We start from the raw sequence: 17551 nt of genomic DNA, 5'->3' as shown, positions 1-17551 counted from the left end.
GATGATGTGTTTAAAAGTAGGGAATTGTTACGGAATAAAAAAGGCTCATCTCACCATCCTTCCCTTCCAGTTATATTTGCCCGAATTGCCTGCGATGCCAATGAATACTATGTAAATTATATGAAGTACTGTGGACAATGGCACGTACCATAAAAGTCGCCTTCGCCCCAGGAAAGTGCATAAAGAGAATAAAAAGATAATTTCTACAAACATCTTTAAAAGCAGTGCTATAAAACCGATGTTCCAAAATCCCGTATGCATAAATCCCAAGCCGAAGTTTACAATGAAGGAAAGGTTGAAAAGCCATACAGCTACACCTAAAAATATGACGCTCTTGTTTTTATACTTCGTACTTTTTGATGCCCACCGTTTCCTTTGCTGAATAAACTGCGCAAGATTCGATTTTGCATGGGTGTACACTATTGCGTCAGGGGATTTACAGAATCCAATTGTCCCCGGAAAAGCTGAACTGACCTTATGGAGGAACAATTCATCATCACCGGATGCAAGCTGGTCAATTCCCTGAAATCCGTTCAACTTAATAAATACATCCCTGCGATAGGCTAAATTGGCTCCATTACATGTTGCAGGTATCCGATTACCTATTCCTGCAGCTCCTAAACCTATAAGAAACAGGAATTCAAGTGTCTGAATTTCTTCAAAAGCATTTTTTTCCTCAAAGTAAGTAACTGGTGAGGAGATCATATTATAGTTTCCCGTATGATAAAACTCTACGATGGTTCTGAGCCAGGTGGTATTCATCCTGCAATCCGCATCAGTCGTAATAATTAATTCTCCAGTTGAAAAGTTGATTGCTTCAGAAATAGCCTTCTTTTTGTATGAGTTTAAGAACTCGGCCTCATTCAGCTTGATAAGTTTAACCCCTGAAGATGCAAACGATGTAATTATTTCGGAAGTTCGATCAGTTGAATGATCATCAACTATAATAAGCTCAAATAATTCTCGGGGATAATTCTGTGCTAAGATATCTCCGATGGTCTTCTCAATCTTTCCTTCCTCATTTCTTGCAGCGATAATAATGCTTACAAAAGTCTTGGGGTCGACACCTTGTTTCTTAAAAAGGGGGATTCTATCCCATCCCCGATAGAGATAAAGAATTATGAAAACATAAAACAATGTGAGGCATCCAGTTAGGATACTAGCCGCGAGTATTACCAAAGAAATTGAGTTTTAAGACGAAAACGGAACCCAGTACAGCTGGAATAATTAAATTTACCAGCCAAATTGAGGCTGTTGCAGCCATTATCGCTACTTCCTGATTAGTAAGAAATCCAAAAAAGTAAGTAGCTGTTAATGCTCGCACTCCAATATCAAAGATATCCAAAGACGGAAGCGCCGATTGGATGAAAAAGAAAATAAACAGCATAAGAACCATCGAAAAGATAGACATCTCGGGAATAAGCAGGTGTATAATAAGACAATATTGGATAGTGAATACCGTGAACCTGGCAAGTGAATACAACAATATTCTTAACAAGTCTGCTTTTTTATATTTGGCAAGGATGCTAAAAAATCTTCTGAAGGGCTTAATAAACTTGACTTTAGCAAGTAGACCATCAATTACCTGAATATTAAAATAGAACAGAAGGAAGAAGCTGCAAAATATTGCTACCAGGAAAGTAAGAGCGAAGTTAACGATTATATTTAGGAGCATGAAGCTCCCAACAAACCATAATAAAGCCAGGGATCCAAGTATATTGGTAATGACCATTTGTGCGACGGCTCCCACTGCCATAGAAATTACCCCTATTATTCGTTTACGTGGCGAGAGGAAAAAAACTCTCCCGCCATATTCGCCAATTCTGTTCGGTGTAAAAACAGCCCAGGTGAGTCCGCAAAAAACAGATTCAACAGCCCTCCAGGTTGTGATCTTTTCTACATTTCGCAAGAGATATTTCCATTTCAATGCTTCAACAAACCAGTTCAAAAACATTAAGAGCAAAAGGCCGGCAAGTACTGCCTGTACGCTGGATGGCGAAAGTTTATTGGTCAGCGATCTGAAATTACTAATGTTTTCATTATTACTGAGCTTTTGAAAAATAATCCAAAAAGCAAGCACCAGCACGGTGATCTTGATAATAATGCTTAAAACTTTCTTGGTTTGGCGATTCAAATGATTTCTTTCTACAATGTTAAGAAAAACCTTTGCCGAATTTAAATTTTAGGGCAGCTTTGACGGCAAATCACTAATATTGAGGCATGCTAAAAGAGAAAGCAAAGGAGAGGATAATTTTAGGAATAGACCCCGGAACAAGCATTATGGGCTATGGTATTGTAAAGGAAGTAAAAAGCAATATTGATCTTTTATGCATGGGCGTTGTCAAGCTTGACCATCTTGACGACCATCCCCACAAACTTAAACACATTTTCGAGAAGACCGTTCTGTTAATTGATCATTATAACCCCGATTGCCTGGCTGTGGAAGCTCCTTTCTATGGAAAAAACATCCAGGTGATGTTAAAATTAGGACGAGCACAGGGAGTCGCCATGGCTGCTGCATTATCCAGAAACCTCCCCATCTTCGAATATTCACCACGAAAGATTAAACAATCTATCACTGGCAATGGAAACTCATCAAAAGAACAGGTAAGCGCAATGCTCAAAACTTTGCTGAAGTTCACCGAAACGCCAGAATTTCTCGATGCTACAGATGGCCTGGCCGTTGCCGTATGCCATTCGTTCCAGAAAATGACATCTTCGGGAGATAAAAAAAACTACACGGGCTGGGCTGCGTTTGCCAAAGATAATGTCAAAAGGATCAAGTGAAACTCACAGCAGGGGAGATATATCTTAAAGCTTTTCCCTGATTCTGTCTGCAATCTCAGCTAAGCGCTCTTCACTCAACTTCAACTTGGGCCGTGCAAAATTCATATCCTCCATATTATTCATCGGAATGAGGTGGATATGTGCGTGTGGCACTTCAGTACCAATCACAGTCATTCCAATTCGTTCACATGGAATTGCTTGTTTTAAGCCTTTAGCAACTATTTGGGCGAACATCATTAACCCAACATAGTTTTCGCTGTCCATGTCGAACAAATAATCAATTTCTATTTTCGGGATCACCAGCACATGACCTTCCACAAGCGGATTTATGTCCAGGAAAGCCAGATACTGTACAGTTTCTGCCACTTTATGCGCCGAAATTTCACCGGACACAATTTTTGAAAAGATCGATGCCATAAATGAGTTATACGTAATAGGTTATACGTTGTAAGTTGCTTGTCGATTAATTGGCTACTGTCTTGGTCTTTGATTCTTGATTCGTAGCTCTTGATTCCTGGCTCTCTTATCGGGATATTTCTACAATCTCAAATTCGATTTTACCTGCTGGGACGACGATTTCCACTTTATCGCCCACCGACTTACCTAAGAGACCTTGCGCGATAGGTGATTTTACCGATATTTTTCCGGATTTTAGGTCAGCCTCGGTTTCAGAAACCAGCTGATAGGTCATCGCAGCACCGTTTTGAATGTTTTTAATCTTTACGATCGACAAAGCAAGCACCTTGGATGTATCAAGTTTCGACTCATCAATTAACCTGGCATTTGCCAAAATGTTCGTTAATTTAGATATTTTGGATTCGTGATGACCTTGAGCTTCTTTAGCTGCATCATACTCAGCATTCTCCGAAAGATCACCTTTATCTCTCGCCTCAGCAATTGCTTTTGATATTTGTGACCGGCCTTCGGTCTTTAACTGATGAAGTTCTTCTTTTAATTTATCTAATCCTTCCTGGGTGTAATAAGTTACGTCCGTCATATCTCTCTCTTTTTATGGTAATTCTATAAAAACAAACAAGACTATGTCGGCATTAGCCAATATAGTCTTGCTCGTATCAATACGAAGATAATATTTTTGACTTTAGAATTCCAAATTCTATTGAGATAAAGATTGCATTTTGAGTTTCTTCCACTTAAGCACTATCGATTATAAAATTGCAATTTGTTAGTTTTGGAGGTTGCGCCGTTGTGCGGCGCCGGGCTATTCGCTTCAATATTTTTTGTTTCACAAAAAATGATTTTCGCTGCTATCCCTAACCCGAAGGCTTCTAATATTGGACGCCGTAGGAATTTGAGTATGCTGGCCCTGAATGATTTAGATAAGCTTGAGCTTTTCAGCGAGTACCTCTGAGATCTTACGATAAGATTCAACACTCCAACCAGCCACATGGGGGCTCAAAATAACCTTATCGCTTTTTTTTAATTCATTAAACCAATTTTGCTCAGCGAGGTCAGGAAATTTCTCAACTTCTAGGACATCCAATCCGGCAGCCCATATTCTTCCATCGCTTAAACCTTTAACCACCGTTTGCGTATTTACAACTTCCCCGCGTGAAGCATTTAGCAGCACAATTGGTTTCTTGAAATGAAAAAGATACTCATCGTTAAATAAGTGTTTTGTCTCCCGGGTTAATGGGATATGAAAGCTCAAGATATCCGCTTGTTTTACTACTTGTTCCATGCTGACCTCAGTTGCATAGGCATCACTGAATCCAGTTTTATATTTGTCGTAGGCAATTACATTGACTTCAAAACCGCTTAGTTTGCGCGCAAGACTCCTTCCATTGTTCCCATATCCAACTATTGCCACAGTTTTGCCCTTGAGCTCCAATCCTCTATTGCCTTCCCGATCCCAAACGCCATTCCTGATCTGGTGATCGCCATTCTGCAACTTATTTAAGAGGCTTAGCAGCATTCCAATCACATGTTCACCGACTGCATCCCGGTTGCCTTCCGGAGCGTTTATACAAGTGATCCCTCTGTAAATAGCATATTCTTCGTCTACATTATCCATACCTGCGCCGGCACGGGCAATAAATCTGAGCTTGGTGCCAGCATCAATAATTTCTCTGTCTATAAGAAATTTTGTACGTATAGCGATACCTGAATAATCTTTAAGTATATCCAAGGTCTCTGCCCGGGTAATCCCCGGCATATCATCACATAGATATCCTAACTTCTCAGCGCGTTCTTTAAATACCGGATGAAGTTGATCGGCAATGAGTATCTTTCTATCCATTGTTATTCATCGTGATTCACTAACCAAATTCGTAAGCCTGACGAAATCATTCACGCTCAGACGCTCGGCCCGAAGTTCCAGGAGGGGGTCATCCTGCATAGTTTCTTTACTAACCAATGCTGACAAAGCATTACGTAAAGTCTTCCGTCGCTGATTGAAACCGGCTTTAACGACCTGCCAAAATAGTTTCTCATCACAATCAAGTTTCCCAACTTCGTTGCGTGTTAAGCGTATGACAGCCGAAGTAACTTTTGGCGGAGGATTAAAGACTCCGGGCTTCACAGAAAATAAATACTCAACCTTAAAATAAGCCTGAAGGAAAACACTCAGTATCCCATATTCCTTGCTACCTGGCTTCTCCGCACATCTTTCAGCAACTTCCTTTTGAAACATCCCTACAAGTTCAACCACCTGATCCCTGTTATCCAATATTTTAAAGAGGATTTGAGACGAGATATTGTAAGGGAAATTACCAATTATACCAAGTTTCCCGGAGAAAATTTTTTTGAAGTCAAGCTCAAGAAAATCGCCATTTATTAGCCTCTCTCCGAGGTGTGGATACTTTTTCTTCAAAAAATGATATGACTCAGTATCAATATCTATCAGATGAGCCCGAGGACTATCTCTACTCAACAAAAAGTCTGACAAGATTCCCATACCGGGCCCGACTTCCAAGACATCAGAATAGTGATCGCTTGATTTAAGGCTATTGACAATTTTCTCTGCGATATTCTTATCGGTCAGAAAATGTTGGCCGAGGTGCTTTTTTGCCTTAACTAAGCTCATTTGGTTGTTTTACACAAAGGTAGGGAATTAGCAGAGTTATACCTTAAACGATTTAGTTTGTAAGTTGCCTTTTAAATGCACAAATATTCGGATTTTCAAAATCCGTTGCCGGAGAAAGATTTATGCTTCCGGCTCTCAATAGACGTAAAACCTATTATGTAAAACGTACAACTTACAGATTAAAGTCTTTAATTTGCGTACATAAAAAGGCTATCTGGCTTTTAATTAATCAGTGAGCTTATATTACAAAGGCATGAGCGATAAAATCAAAATAGGTATTTCAATTGGCGACGTAAATGGTATCGGCCTCGAGGTCATCATAAAAACCCTGATGGACAACCGTGTCCTCGATTATTGCACCCCGATCGTTTATGGCCATACCAAAGTTGCTTCGTTCCATCGCAAGACCATGGCCATTAACGAATTCAATTTTAATGTCATCAGCAATGCTTCAATGGCTCAAAATAAACGAGCTAACATGATCAATTGCTGGGAGGAGGATGTAAAGATTGAACTTGGATTGACTACCGAAACGGGCGGAAAATATGCTTTTATCTCACTTGAAAAGGCGCTTGATGATCTGATCGCTGGAAACACGGATGCGATCGTAACTGCGCCAATAAATAAACACAATATCCAAAGCGAAAATTTTCAGTTCGCAGGTCACACCGAGTATATTCAGGCGAAAACAAATTCGCCCGATTCGCTCATGTTTCTTGTGAGTGAAGATATTCGTGTCGGCGTTGTAACAGGTCATATCCCGGTACAGGAAATCCCGGAAAAGATCACCGTGGAGAAAATTGTTTCTAAGCTTGCACTGATGAACGAAAGTCTGAAAAAAGATTTCTGGATCCAAAAACCGAAAATTGCAGTTCTTGGCCTGAATCCCCATGCAGGTGACAATGGCCTTATCGGTAAGGAAGAACTGGAGATTATTATTCCTGCTATCACGGAAGCAAATGCCAAGGGCGTATTTGCGTTTGGCCCATATGCAGCCGATGGGTTCTTTGCAGCTCATACATACTCGCAGTTTGATGCGGTTCTTGCGATGTACCACGATCAAGGATTAATTCCATTCAAACAAGTTGCATTTCATAACGGTGTAAACTTCACCGCGGGGCTTCCTGTGGTCCGCACTTCACCCGACCATGGCACTGGGTATGATATTGCAGGAAAAAATCAGGCTTCCGAGAGTTCATTCCGTGAGGCCCTTTTCACCGCAATTAATATCGTTGAGCGAAGACGAGAAAGCGTTGAACTCAGCTCAAACCCATTAAAACTCAGTAAGTTTTCAAAAGACCGTGATTAGCGATACTTAGAATTGATTTGTACCACTTCTCGAGGCCGCTTGGGAAGCATCATGGTTCTCGATTTTTGCTTCCTGGTTCCTGTTTTTAAAAACTGTTTCCCAACTAAATAAATTTTCGTAAATTTGCAGGCTCAATTGGCGTGCTTTGAAATCGTTACAGCAATATAGCATTCCGTATACCGGACTAAAACTTGGAGTTCATCAATTTGAATTTGAAGTTGACGATACATTTTTCAGAGAATTTGAATATTCCCTGGTTAAAAGCGGGAAGTTGAAAGTTGATCTGGAATTGGAAAAACAGGAGACTATGATGATCCTGCATTTTCGTATTTCGGGAGAGATGATGTTGGGTTGCGATGTTTGTCTGGGTAACTACCCCTATCAGGTAGAAATTGACGAACGTCAGATTGCAAAATTTACAGGAAATGTAGATCTCGAAGAAGATACAGAAGAGATCATTGTCCTGACAAAGAATGAGAACGAGATCAATGTGGCATCATTGATTTATGAGTATATTAATCTGGCGGTACCATATATTAACCGCTGCGATGACGAGGGTAACACGGAATGGTGTGACCAGGAAATGATAAAAAAACTTAGAGAGCTATCGGGCGGCTCGGGTGAAGAATCAGAGGATGTTGACCCCCGCTGGGAAGCACTGAAAAATATTAAAAAGTAAAATTAATACATAGGAAAAGATGGCACATCCAAAACGGAAAATCTCTAAATCGAGAAGAGATAAAAGAAGAACCCACTATAAAGCCGTGGCTCCAGGTTTAACTACCTGCCAGACTACAGGTGCAGTACATTTACCTCACCGTGCGTATACAGTTGATGGCAACTTATATTATAACGGTAAAATGGTTATTGAAAGTACGTCTGTAGCCTAAGATCTCTCAGAAATGAAGATTGGCTTAGATATAATGGGCGGAGATTTCGCTCCCAAAGCTACTGTTTTGGGAGCTATAGAAGCCCAAAAAGCCTTATTGCCAGGTCAAAAGATTGTTCTTTTTGGCGATAAGGACCAAGCCTTACCCCTGATCTCCGAAAACGGGATCGACCCTGAAGTTTTTGAATATATACATACCACAGAAATGATTGGTATGGGTGAACATGCGGCAAAAGCTGTACTTCAAAAACCTAATTCTAGTATAAGTCTAGGCTTTCAGCACCTTAAAGACGGGCACATCGATGCATTTTCCTCTGCAGGAAACACCGGAGCCATGCTTGTCGGCGCAATGTTCAGCGTTAAGCCTGTTGCAGGGGTAATTCGTCCGGCAATTGCTACAAACGTTCCGAAACTAAAATCCGGCTTTGGCATCATGCTCGACGTTGGAGCTAATGCAGACTGCAAACCGGATGTATTAGCGCAATTTGGCATTTTAGGCAGCTTATATGCCGAACATGTGTATAATGTCCAAAATCCCAAGGTAGCTTTAATGAATATTGGTGAGGAAGAAGAAAAGGGCAATGTCCTTACTCAGGCAACCTTCCCGCTGCTTCAAAAAACTAACCTGAACTTTGTCGGAAACATTGAAGGCCGTGATCTGTTCAATGACAAGGCAGATGTTATAGTCTGCGACGGATTTACAGGCAATGTTATGCTCAAATTAGCTGAAACTTTTTATATCCTTACCCTTAAGAAAGGCTTCAAAGACGAATTTTTTGACAGATTCAACTACGAGCAGTATGGCGGAAGTCCGATCCTGGGAGTAAATGCTCCTGTTTTGATCGGTCACGGTATTTCCAGTCCTGAAGCAATCAAAAATATGGTCCTGCTCTGCCGAACGATGATTGAAGCAGAGTTTGTCGATAAGATCAAAGAAGCGTTTAAATAATTATCCCCAAATATTATGTCAAAAGTCCATGCTGCAATAACAGCTGTTGATGGCTACGCACCAGAATATATTTTAACAAATAAAGAACTGGAGGGTATGGTCGAAACCAACGATGAGTGGATCACCACGCGAACTGGCATTAAAGAACGCCGAATCCTCAAAGGTAATTTGGGAACGTCAGACATGGCTGTCATAGCTGTAAATGGATTACTGAAGAAGCGGGGAATCAGCGCCTCCGAGATTGATCTGATCATTTTCTGTACCACTACCCCGGACATGGTTTTCCCGGCTACAGCCAATGTGCTGGCTCATAAAATTGGCGCTGATAATGCCTGGGGATATGACCTGAACGCTGCGTGTTCGGGTTTTTTATTTGGCTTAGCTACCGGATCACAATTTATTGAAGCAGGTAAACATAAAAAAGTGCTGGTTGTTGGGGGAGATAAAATGTCATCCATCATTAATTATAAAGACCGTAAGAGCTGTATTATTTTCGGTGATGGCTGCGGAGCTGTCTTGCTTGAGCCAAATACTGATGGATATGGAGTGATTGACTCAATCCTTAAAAGTGATGGATCCGGCGGCCCATATCTTCATCAAAAAGCTGGAGGTTCCTTGAGGCCCGCAAGTCACGAGACTGTCGACAACGACGAGCATTTTCTGTTCCAGGAAGGCCAGGCGGTTTTCAAATTCGCAGTTACGAATATGGCAGATGTTGCTGCCGAAGTGATGGAAAGGAATAATCTTAAAGCTGATGATATTGCCTGGCTTGTCCCACATCAGGCTAACAAACGAATTATTGATGCTACCAGCAATCGGACGGGAATTGACCCCGGGAGAGTAATGATCAATATTGAAAAGTATGGAAACACCACAAATGGTACTATTCCTTTATGTTTGTGGGAGTGGGAAAAAAAGCTCAAAAAAGGAGATAACCTTATCCTGGCAGCATTTGGCGGAGGATTTACCTGGGGATCTATTTATTTGAAGTGGGCTTATTAATCAGTTGAAAGTTGAGGGTTGACAGTTGACAGTGTCCACCCAGCTTACTAAATAGTTGAAAGTGAAGAGTTGAAAGTTAAAAGCGATGCTGTACTTTTATCACTCAAATTCGGGTTCATACTTGAAATTATTATAAATTTAGACTAATCGAAAACTAAACTATAAAAAATGGATATTAAACAAATTCAGGAACTCATCAAGTTTGTTTCCAGATCTGGAGTAAATGAAGTATCAATTGAGCAGAAAGAGTTTAAAATTACCATAAAGACGAATCAGGCACCGACCTATGTTACCGCAGCGGTCACAGCACCTCCGCCACAAATTGGCGCTGCACCTCAGTCACCGGCAGCGGCACCAGCGAGTGCACCAGCGGCTCCGCAGGCACCAGCAAAAGATGATTCTTCTAACTACATTACTGTGAAATCGCCAATGATTGGCACTTTTTATCGTTCCTCAAGCCCCGATAAACCTCTGTTTGTAAATGTTGGAGATGAAATTAAATCTGGCCAGGTGCTTTGCATCATTGAAGCGATGAAATTGTTTAACGAAATTGAATCTGAAGTAAGCGGACGTATCGTTAAAATATTAGTCGACAATGCGAGCCCGGTGGAATATGATCAGCCCTTATTTCTGGTTGAACCGGCTTAATCGTGATGAGAAACGAGTTGCGGGAAACGAGATTCGTTAAACGAAACACGCTTCTGCCATTTAAGTTCACATATACCGACAAAGAAATCTATGTTTAAGAAAATACTTATTGCAAATCGTGGTGAGATCGCTTTACGGATCATTCGTACCTGTAAAGAGATGGGTGTAAAGACAGTCGCGGTATACTCAACGGCTGACAGGGACAGCTTACATGTACGCTTTGCCGATGAGGCCGTTTGTATTGGGCCGCCCGCAAGTAAAGACTCTTACCTGAGCATCCCAAATATCATTTCTGCTGCCGAATTAACAAATGCAGATGCAATTCACCCAGGATACGGCTTTTTATCCGAAAATGCCAAATTCTCTGCCATTTGTCACGATTACGGAATCAAATTTATTGGCGCTACTGCAGAGCAGATCAATGGAATGGGTGATAAGGCATCCGCTAAGGAAACAATGAAGATCGCTGGTGTTCCAACAATTCCAGGGTCTGAAGGCTTGCTGACTGATGTTAAAGAAGGAATAAAAATTTCAAATGAAATAGGCTACCCAGTTATACTCAAAGCAACAGCTGGTGGTGGTGGCCGAGGGATGCGGATTGTTTGGAACGATGAGGAATTTGAACCGGCATGGGATTCTGCAAGACAAGAATCTTCTGCAGCTTTTGGCAATGACGGGCTTTACCTTGAAAAATACGTTGAGGATCCACGACACATCGAAATTCAGGTTGTCGGCGATCAGTATGGGAAAGTTTGCCATTTATCTGAAAGAGATTGCTCTATTCAAAGACGTCATCAAAAACTGGTGGAAGAATCTCCCTCCCCATTTATGACTCCGGAGTTACGGACGAGAATGGGTGAAGCTGCTATAAAAGGAGCCCAGGCTGTGAACTATGAAGGAGCAGGAACTGTTGAGTTTCTTGTAGATAAACATCGCAACTTCTATTTCATGGAAATGAACACCCGGATTCAGGTTGAGCATCCGGTAACAGAAGAAGTTATCAACTTCGACCTTATCAAAGAGCAAATCAAAGTAGCCGCAGGAATCCCAATTTCCGGTAAAAATTATATTCCTGAAATGCATGCTATTGAATGCCGGATAAATGCGGAAGATCCATTCAATAATTTCAGACCTTCTCCTGGATTGATTACACACTTTCATTCCCCCGGAGGACATGGTGTTCGTGTAGACACTCATGTCTACGCGGGATATCAGATCCCTCCTAACTACGATTCAATGATTGCAAAGCTAATTTGCGTGGCGCAGACCCGTGAAGAAGCAATAAGCACCATGGAACGTTCGCTGAGTGAGTTTGTAATAGAAGGTGTGAAAACGACGATTCCGTTTCACCTACGCTTAATGAGAGACCCTAACTTCCGGGCAGGTAATTTCACCACTAAGTTCATGGAGAGTTTTGACCTTACAGAGTAGTAGAATAAAAGCAATTGAATGCACTGTTAGATTATTTGCCGGGCGTTACAAATACACTGTCACAAATAAACTGATGTCGATTAAATATCCTAAGAATACCATTCTCAAATCAAACAGAATGGTATTTTTGTTTTAGAAAATTATGAGCAAGGAACGAACTGATCTGGTTAAAGCAATCAAAGAAAAAGGCAAAACTATCGAAGCTGAGATGTCATTTTTTGATCATCTTGATGTATTGCGTGGTCATCTTATTAGGGCTGCCATAGCAGTAATCGTCTTCGCAATTACTGCATATAGCCTTTACGACTTTATTTTCGAGAAGATTATAATGGCACCAGGACAGGTTGATTTCTGGACATATCGAATGATGTGCGCGGTCACAGAAAAATTTAATCTCGGTGAAGATTTTTGCGTAAAAAAACTTGATTTTATTATAATAAACACTCAATTAGGTGGACAATTCACCCTCCAGTTGAATTCTTCATTGATGTTGGGTGTCGTTTTCGGGTTTCCATATCTTCTTTTTGAAATTTGGCGATTTGTAAAACCCGCCCTTCATGAAAATGAGCGAAAATCTGCTAGTGGATTCGTTTTTTGGGCCTCATTGCTGTTTGTTACAGGGGTACTTTTTGGCTATTATATAATATCACCATTATCCATAAACTTTCTCGCAAATTGGGAAGTTAGTGAAATCATAAACAACAACATTGATATAGATTCATATTTCTCCGTTTTAGCTACCCTTACTATTGGAGCGGGTATAACTTTCGAACTCCCAGTCATCATTTTCATCCTGTCAAAACTTGGAATAATGACGCCAGCATTTATGAGATCATCGCGTCGCTACGCAACAGTCATTATTCTCATCATTGCGGCAGTAGTCACACCAACTCCTGATCTCATTACCATGTTTACCGTGAGCTTACCTTTATTTTTGCTCTATGAAGCAAGTATATATGTTTCGGCAAGGGTTGAGCGTCGAAAAAAACAGGCTGAACTTGAATTCTATAAAAATTAACAATACTCTTGACCAGATTTTATTTGATAATTTAATTTTTTCAACTGATGAATAACCCGATCAGCATCGCAATAGGCGGCGATCACGCCGGATTTGAATACAAGAGTATTCTTATAGAATTCCTGAAAGAATATACCGTTAAAGACTTTGGAACTTATAGTACGGATTCTGTAGATTATCCGGATTTCGCTCATCCCGTAGCGAGCGCAGTGGAAAATGAAGAGTTTGATCTGGGCATTTTAATTTGCGGAAGTGCTAATGGGGTGGCGATAACAGCGAATAAACATCAGGGAATCCGGGCAGCTATCTGCTGGAATGGCGAACTCGCTGAACTTGCGCGAAGCCATAATAATGCGAATGTTCTCTGTATTCCGGCGCGGTTTGTATCTACAGAATTAGCAAAGGAAATTACTTTTAAATTTTTAAATTCAACGTTCGAGGGCGGACGTCATGCAAACAGGGTCAATAAGATATCCTGCTAATATTAAACTAACCAAACAACCAATGAATATTAAACAATCACTCTGGGCAGTACTAGTTTTGGGGATTTCCAGCTATACTTTTGCACAGGACCCCGTTGCACAAAAATATGCGGGAGTAATTACTCCAAAACTTGCTAAAAAACATTTAAAGATCCTTTCTTCGGACAAATTTGAAGGACGGGAAACGGGGAAAGCTGGCGGACAAAAGGCTGCAGATTACATTGCCGGAGAATTCAAGAAACTGGGACTTACTGCTCCGGTAAATGGTTCTTATTTTCAGGACGTACCTCTTGTAGAAACTGCTTTTGAGGTTAATTCATTTACTGCTAACGGGACAAATCTTACCATCGGTAAAGACTTTATCTTTACAGGAAGCGGTGCCTCAAAAACAATCACTGCAAGCGATATTGTATTCGCGGGATATGGTATCACTACTGACAATTACGATGATCTGAAAAATTCAAACATTCAGGGCAAAGTTGTGATGCTGATCAATAAAGGAGAGCCGATGACAAATGGAGTATCGGTGATCAGTAAAACCGCAACTCCTTCGGATTGGACAACTAGCCGTAGCAAAAGGTTGCAGAATATCATGAGCAAAGGCCCTGCTTTAATTCTGGCTGTCAGCCCGGATGTAAGTAATTCGCTAAAACAATATCGTCCGGCTTCGGGCAGATTGAGTTTGAAAAAAGAAAACACTGCTCCTTCTACCCGTCCGGGATCTGCAGCGATCGTTTACATCACTCCAGAAACTGCCAACCTTATACTCAAAAACTCCGGGAAAACTTTTGACGGCTTAAAATCATCTATTGATAATAGCGGCGCTGCACAGACTCAAACTTTGAAGTCGGACATAAACATGAACTATGGTCCTTCGTTGAAAGATGTAAAGTCGGTAAACGTTCTAGGATATTTAGAAGGCTCCGATTTAAAAAATGAAGTACTAGTTTTTTCAGCACACTACGACCATATCGGATTGACGACAGACGGTGGAAAAGATAAAGTTAACAATGGTGCAGATGATGATGGCTCAGGCACCACCGGCGTTCTGGAAATAGCGAGAGCTTATGCTAAAGCAAAGAAAGAGGGTAAAGGACCTAGAAGAAGCATTCTCTTCCTTTTAGTTACCGGAGAAGAGAAGGGATTGCTGGGTTCTGAGTGGTATTCAGAGCATCCAGTATTTCCAATGGCAAACACCGTTACTGACCTGAATATCGACATGATTGGACGGGTCGGAGAAGAGTATAAAGGCTCCGCTGATTCAGCGAACTACTGTTATCTGATTGGTTCAGACAAACTTAGTACAGATCTGCATAAGATTAGTGAAAATGCCAATGCGGTATACACTAAAATGAAAATTGATTATAAATATAACGATCCAAAAGATCCTGAACGGATCTACTATCGATCAGATCATTATAATTTTGCTAAGCATGGCGTGCCGATCGTGTTTTATTTCAATGGCGTTCACGAGGATTATCACAAGCCTTCTGACGAGTTTAAGAAAATCAATTTCCCCTTGCTAACCAAACGCGCACAACTTGTATTCTTTACTGGTTGGGATCTTGCAAACAGGGATAAAAGGCCGGTAGTTGACGTTAAGAATGATATGCCTAACTCGAGATAATTCGTCAGTTGACGGTTGACAGCTGATAATAATCATAGACTTAAAAACATCGTTCAAATAAAATTGAACGATGTTTTTTTTTAGGACCAAAATCGTCAACTAAGCATTAACGGTCTTGGTTCTTTGCTCTTGGTTCCTTGTTCCTGCTTATTGCTTCCTGCTTCTCTAATTCCTCACATATACAGGCAGCTTACTTGTCCTTAAGCGATGTTCGGCATCGAAACGCACAATTGCCTGTGACTGCGAATGATGATATAAGGAAAGGTCCATATCGGTTTCACCAGATCTAGTTCTTGGAACACCGACTGTCGTATTATTTCCCTTATTCAGCAAACCTTCAATAACAGAAGCCCCTATATTAATTCCCGTAGCAGCGGCCTGAGACATGTAGCGGATGTTTTCTACCCTTGCACGTATTACCATATCTGCTCCCACTATCTTCGCTATCTCTTCAGAAGGCATAGTCCACGAATCCTTAAATGAAATTCCGCTTTTTTCAAGCCGATCGTTAACTAATTTAATATCAATAAGCTTTATTCCATATTTTTTCCTGATATCCCTATCTGACGCATGGTAGAGAAAATCCTCATAAACTTCCTGCTGCAATCTTGAGCTAGCTTCATTTTCCATTCTAGAAATTCGAGCATCGTCCCAATTTTTTGGCAAGTTGCCGGTATAGGTCACTTCCGCCGGAAGAACCGCCAGCGTTTGGCCATCTAGATTTGCTTTTGAGAAAAAAGATTTGTCTTTATATACGTTAGCATTGCATGACGTTAATACCAGAATAACTGGCAAAATAAGTGTGGTTATAGATTTCATAACAAAAGTATTTGATAATTGATAACAGATAGACGATAGAACCTGAGGAAGAGTTACAATAAAAGATTAAAAAATTGAGTGTCCATTGGATTCTAAAAATCGCTAATGAAATCAAAACCATACCTGCGGTAACACCCAAAATAACTAAATTCGCAACATGAGCACTTTGGCATCTGAATTTGTTTCCACTTCTGAGGATAAAGCCTTTGATCTGGATCACAGGCGTATCATCAACAATAATATTGGCAAGTATGATACCGCCGTTTTAAGAGGTCTTTCCAGATTTTCCGACCTTGAAAACTCAAAGCGTAAAGCTCATACAATTAAATGGAAGGTGATGGAGAACCTCGACAAGCTCCTCCCTGAATTCGAATCCAATTTTCAGCGCCGGGGTGGCAAGGTTATCTGGGCAAATGATGCGGCAGAGGCTAATAATGAAGTTCTGAATATCCTGAGAAAAGTTAATGCAAAGAATGTAATTAAGTCGAAGTCAATGGTCACCGAAGAAATTCATTTAAATGAATTTCTGGAGCACAATGGCATAGAAACAGTTGAAAGCGACCTTGGTGAATATATTGTCCAGCTACTCGGTCAAAGACCCTACCATATTGTTACACCTGCGATGCACCTTAGCAAAGAAGATATCGCAAGGCTTTTTAATGAAAAATTCGACACCCCTATCGATGCCACCCCCGAGCAGCTAACACTAAAAGCCAGAGAGTTACTCCGGGAAAAATACACATCCGCAGATGTAGGCATCACAGGCGGAAATTTTTTAATAGCGGACTCGGGAAGTATAGCCCTGACCGAAAACGAGGGTAACGCCCGATTAACAACTACTTTCCCGAAGATCCATATTGCAATCGTTGGTATTGAGAAGATTATTCCCTCGATGGCGGATCTGGACCTATTCTGGCCCTTGCTTGCAACACATGGCACAGGACAAAATCTCACAGTTTACAATACAATTCTGAGCGGACCAAGACAGCCAAACGAATCTGACGGACCGGAGGAGATGTATGTCATACTATTGGATAATGGCAGAACAAATCTTCTTGCGCAAAAAGATCAGCGTCAGGGTTTGTACTGCATCCGTTGCGGGGCCTGTTTAAATGCATGTCCCGTTTACAAAAATATTGGAGGCCATACTTACGAAACCACCTATAGTGGGCCAATTGGATCAATCATCACACCACACATGGCCGGAATGAAGGAGTTCAAGCACCTAAGTTACGCATCAAGCCTTTGCGGAAAATGTACTGAAGTTTGCCCGGTAAAAATCGACATTCATAAAATGCTCCTTTTAAACCGCAGAGATTCCGTCAATGCGGGATTAAACCCAAGGTCGGAAGGCATTGGATGGAAAGGATGGAAAATGGGCATGATGAAAAGAAAAATGATGGATATGCTGGGGGGTGGTTTAAAAAATATACTTCTGAAAACGTTTTTCAAAAAGAGTTGGGGAAAACATAGGGACTTACCCGGGGTATCCAAGCAATCATTCAGTAAACAATGGACGGAAAGAGGTGAAAACTGAAACTGAAACC

General features: G+C 41.0%; 19 protein-coding genes. 12 read left to right on the top strand and 7 right to left on the bottom strand.

The genetic code is table 11. The annotated features are described in order from the left end of the window. Positions 1-45 precede the first annotated feature (45 nt). A complete protein-coding gene (locus B5X60_RS13855; RefSeq protein WP_139377487.1) occupies positions 46-1179 on the bottom strand; it encodes a glycosyltransferase in 1134 nt (377 codons plus the stop codon). After that, entirely contained in the window at positions 1160-2134 is a 975-nt protein-coding gene (locus tag B5X60_RS13850; RefSeq protein WP_139377486.1) for a lysylphosphatidylglycerol synthase domain-containing protein, read from the bottom strand. Before B5X60_RS13850 ends, B5X60_RS13855 begins: the two co-directional genes overlap by 20 nt. A gap of 86 nt (positions 2135-2220) precedes the next feature. On the opposite strand from B5X60_RS13850, the gene ruvC reads away from it, so the two are divergent. Then, positions 2221-2787 carry a crossover junction endodeoxyribonuclease RuvC gene (gene ruvC, locus B5X60_RS13845; protein WP_079703323.1) on the top strand — a complete coding sequence of 189 codons (567 nt, stop codon included), beginning with the start codon at positions 2221-2223 and terminating at the stop codon, positions 2785-2787. 24 nt (positions 2788-2811) lie between these two features. Here ruvC and B5X60_RS13840 read toward each other — a convergent pair whose 3' ends face one another. The 4 genes from B5X60_RS13840 to rsmA all read right to left on the bottom strand — a co-directional run bounded on the left by B5X60_RS13840 (position 2812) and on the right by rsmA (position 5830). Beyond that, positions 2812-3204: an HIT family protein gene (locus B5X60_RS13840; RefSeq protein WP_079703322.1), complete on the bottom strand. Its 393-nt coding sequence runs from the start codon at positions 3202-3204 to the stop codon at positions 2812-2814. A 106-nt stretch (positions 3205-3310) separates the two neighbouring features. After that, positions 3311-3784, bottom strand: coding sequence for a transcription elongation factor GreA (gene greA, locus B5X60_RS13835; RefSeq protein WP_079703321.1), 474 nt, complete (start codon positions 3782-3784; stop codon positions 3311-3313). Positions 3785-4120: 336 nt separating this feature from the next. Beyond that, complete coding sequence (locus B5X60_RS13830) at positions 4121-5044, bottom strand: NAD(P)-dependent oxidoreductase (protein WP_079703320.1); 924 nt, start codon at positions 5042-5044, stop codon at positions 4121-4123. 6 nt (positions 5045-5050) lie between these two features. Then, positions 5051-5830: a 16S rRNA (adenine(1518)-N(6)/adenine(1519)-N(6))-dimethyltransferase RsmA gene (rsmA, locus tag B5X60_RS13825; protein ID WP_079703319.1), complete on the bottom strand. Its 780-nt coding sequence runs from the start codon at positions 5828-5830 to the stop codon at positions 5051-5053. 253 nt (positions 5831-6083) lie between these two features. On the opposite strand from rsmA, the gene pdxA reads away from it, so the two are divergent. From pdxA to B5X60_RS13775, 10 genes are all read left to right on the top strand, one after another. After that, a complete protein-coding gene (gene pdxA / locus B5X60_RS13820) occupies positions 6084-7139 on the top strand; it encodes a 4-hydroxythreonine-4-phosphate dehydrogenase PdxA (protein WP_079703318.1) in 1056 nt (351 codons plus the stop codon). A 145-nt stretch (positions 7140-7284) separates the two neighbouring features. After that, positions 7285-7818, top strand: coding sequence for a YceD family protein (locus tag B5X60_RS13815; RefSeq protein WP_079703317.1), 534 nt, complete (start codon positions 7285-7287; stop codon positions 7816-7818). Positions 7819-7837: 19 nt separating this feature from the next. Then, positions 7838-8029, top strand: a complete 192-nt coding sequence (gene rpmF, locus B5X60_RS13810) for a 50S ribosomal protein L32 (protein ID WP_079703316.1) — start codon at positions 7838-7840, stop codon at positions 8027-8029. Positions 8030-8041: 12 nt separating this feature from the next. Then, complete coding sequence (gene plsX, locus B5X60_RS13805) at positions 8042-8977, top strand: phosphate acyltransferase PlsX (protein ID WP_079703315.1); 936 nt, start codon at positions 8042-8044, stop codon at positions 8975-8977. 15 nt (positions 8978-8992) lie between these two features. Then, positions 8993-9979, top strand: coding sequence for a beta-ketoacyl-ACP synthase III (locus B5X60_RS13800; RefSeq protein WP_079703314.1), 987 nt, complete (start codon positions 8993-8995; stop codon positions 9977-9979). 168 nt (positions 9980-10147) lie between these two features. After that, positions 10148-10627 carry an acetyl-CoA carboxylase biotin carboxyl carrier protein gene (gene accB, locus B5X60_RS13795; RefSeq protein WP_079703313.1) on the top strand — a complete coding sequence of 160 codons (480 nt, stop codon included), beginning with the start codon at positions 10148-10150 and terminating at the stop codon, positions 10625-10627. Positions 10628-10717: 90 nt separating this feature from the next. After that, a complete protein-coding gene (gene accC, locus B5X60_RS13790; protein WP_079703312.1) occupies positions 10718-12058 on the top strand; it encodes an acetyl-CoA carboxylase biotin carboxylase subunit in 1341 nt (446 codons plus the stop codon). Positions 12059-12200: 142 nt separating this feature from the next. Continuing rightward, positions 12201-13076: a twin-arginine translocase subunit TatC gene (gene tatC, locus B5X60_RS13785; protein ID WP_079703311.1), complete on the top strand. Its 876-nt coding sequence runs from the start codon at positions 12201-12203 to the stop codon at positions 13074-13076. A gap of 47 nt (positions 13077-13123) precedes the next feature. Next, positions 13124-13558: a ribose 5-phosphate isomerase B gene (rpiB, locus tag B5X60_RS13780; RefSeq protein ID WP_079703310.1), complete on the top strand. Its 435-nt coding sequence runs from the start codon at positions 13124-13126 to the stop codon at positions 13556-13558. Positions 13559-13580: 22 nt separating this feature from the next. Then, the gene (locus B5X60_RS13775) at positions 13581-15185 is read left to right on the top strand and encodes a M28 family peptidase (protein ID WP_139377485.1); all 1605 of its coding nucleotides are present in this window, start codon (positions 13581-13583) and stop codon (positions 15183-15185) included. Between the two features lie 165 nt (positions 15186-15350). Here the strand turns inward: B5X60_RS13775 and B5X60_RS13770 are convergent, their stop codons facing one another. Next, positions 15351-16004 (bottom strand): hypothetical protein, encoded by a 654-nt coding sequence (locus tag B5X60_RS13770; RefSeq protein ID WP_079703309.1) that lies wholly within the window; start codon positions 16002-16004, stop codon positions 15351-15353. A 157-nt stretch (positions 16005-16161) separates the two neighbouring features. On the opposite strand from B5X60_RS13770, the gene B5X60_RS13765 reads away from it, so the two are divergent. After that, positions 16162-17541: a LutB/LldF family L-lactate oxidation iron-sulfur protein gene (locus B5X60_RS13765; protein ID WP_079703308.1), complete on the top strand. Its 1380-nt coding sequence runs from the start codon at positions 16162-16164 to the stop codon at positions 17539-17541. Positions 17542-17551 lie beyond the last annotated feature (10 nt).

Origin of the sequence: Daejeonella lutea (assembly GCF_900168015.1) — a bacterium.
In the GTDB taxonomy this organism is placed as follows: domain Bacteria; phylum Bacteroidota; class Bacteroidia; order Sphingobacteriales; family Sphingobacteriaceae; genus Daejeonella; species Daejeonella lutea.
The sequence above is the reverse complement of the archived record's forward strand: the minus strand, read 5'-3'. Positions and strand labels throughout refer to the sequence as shown.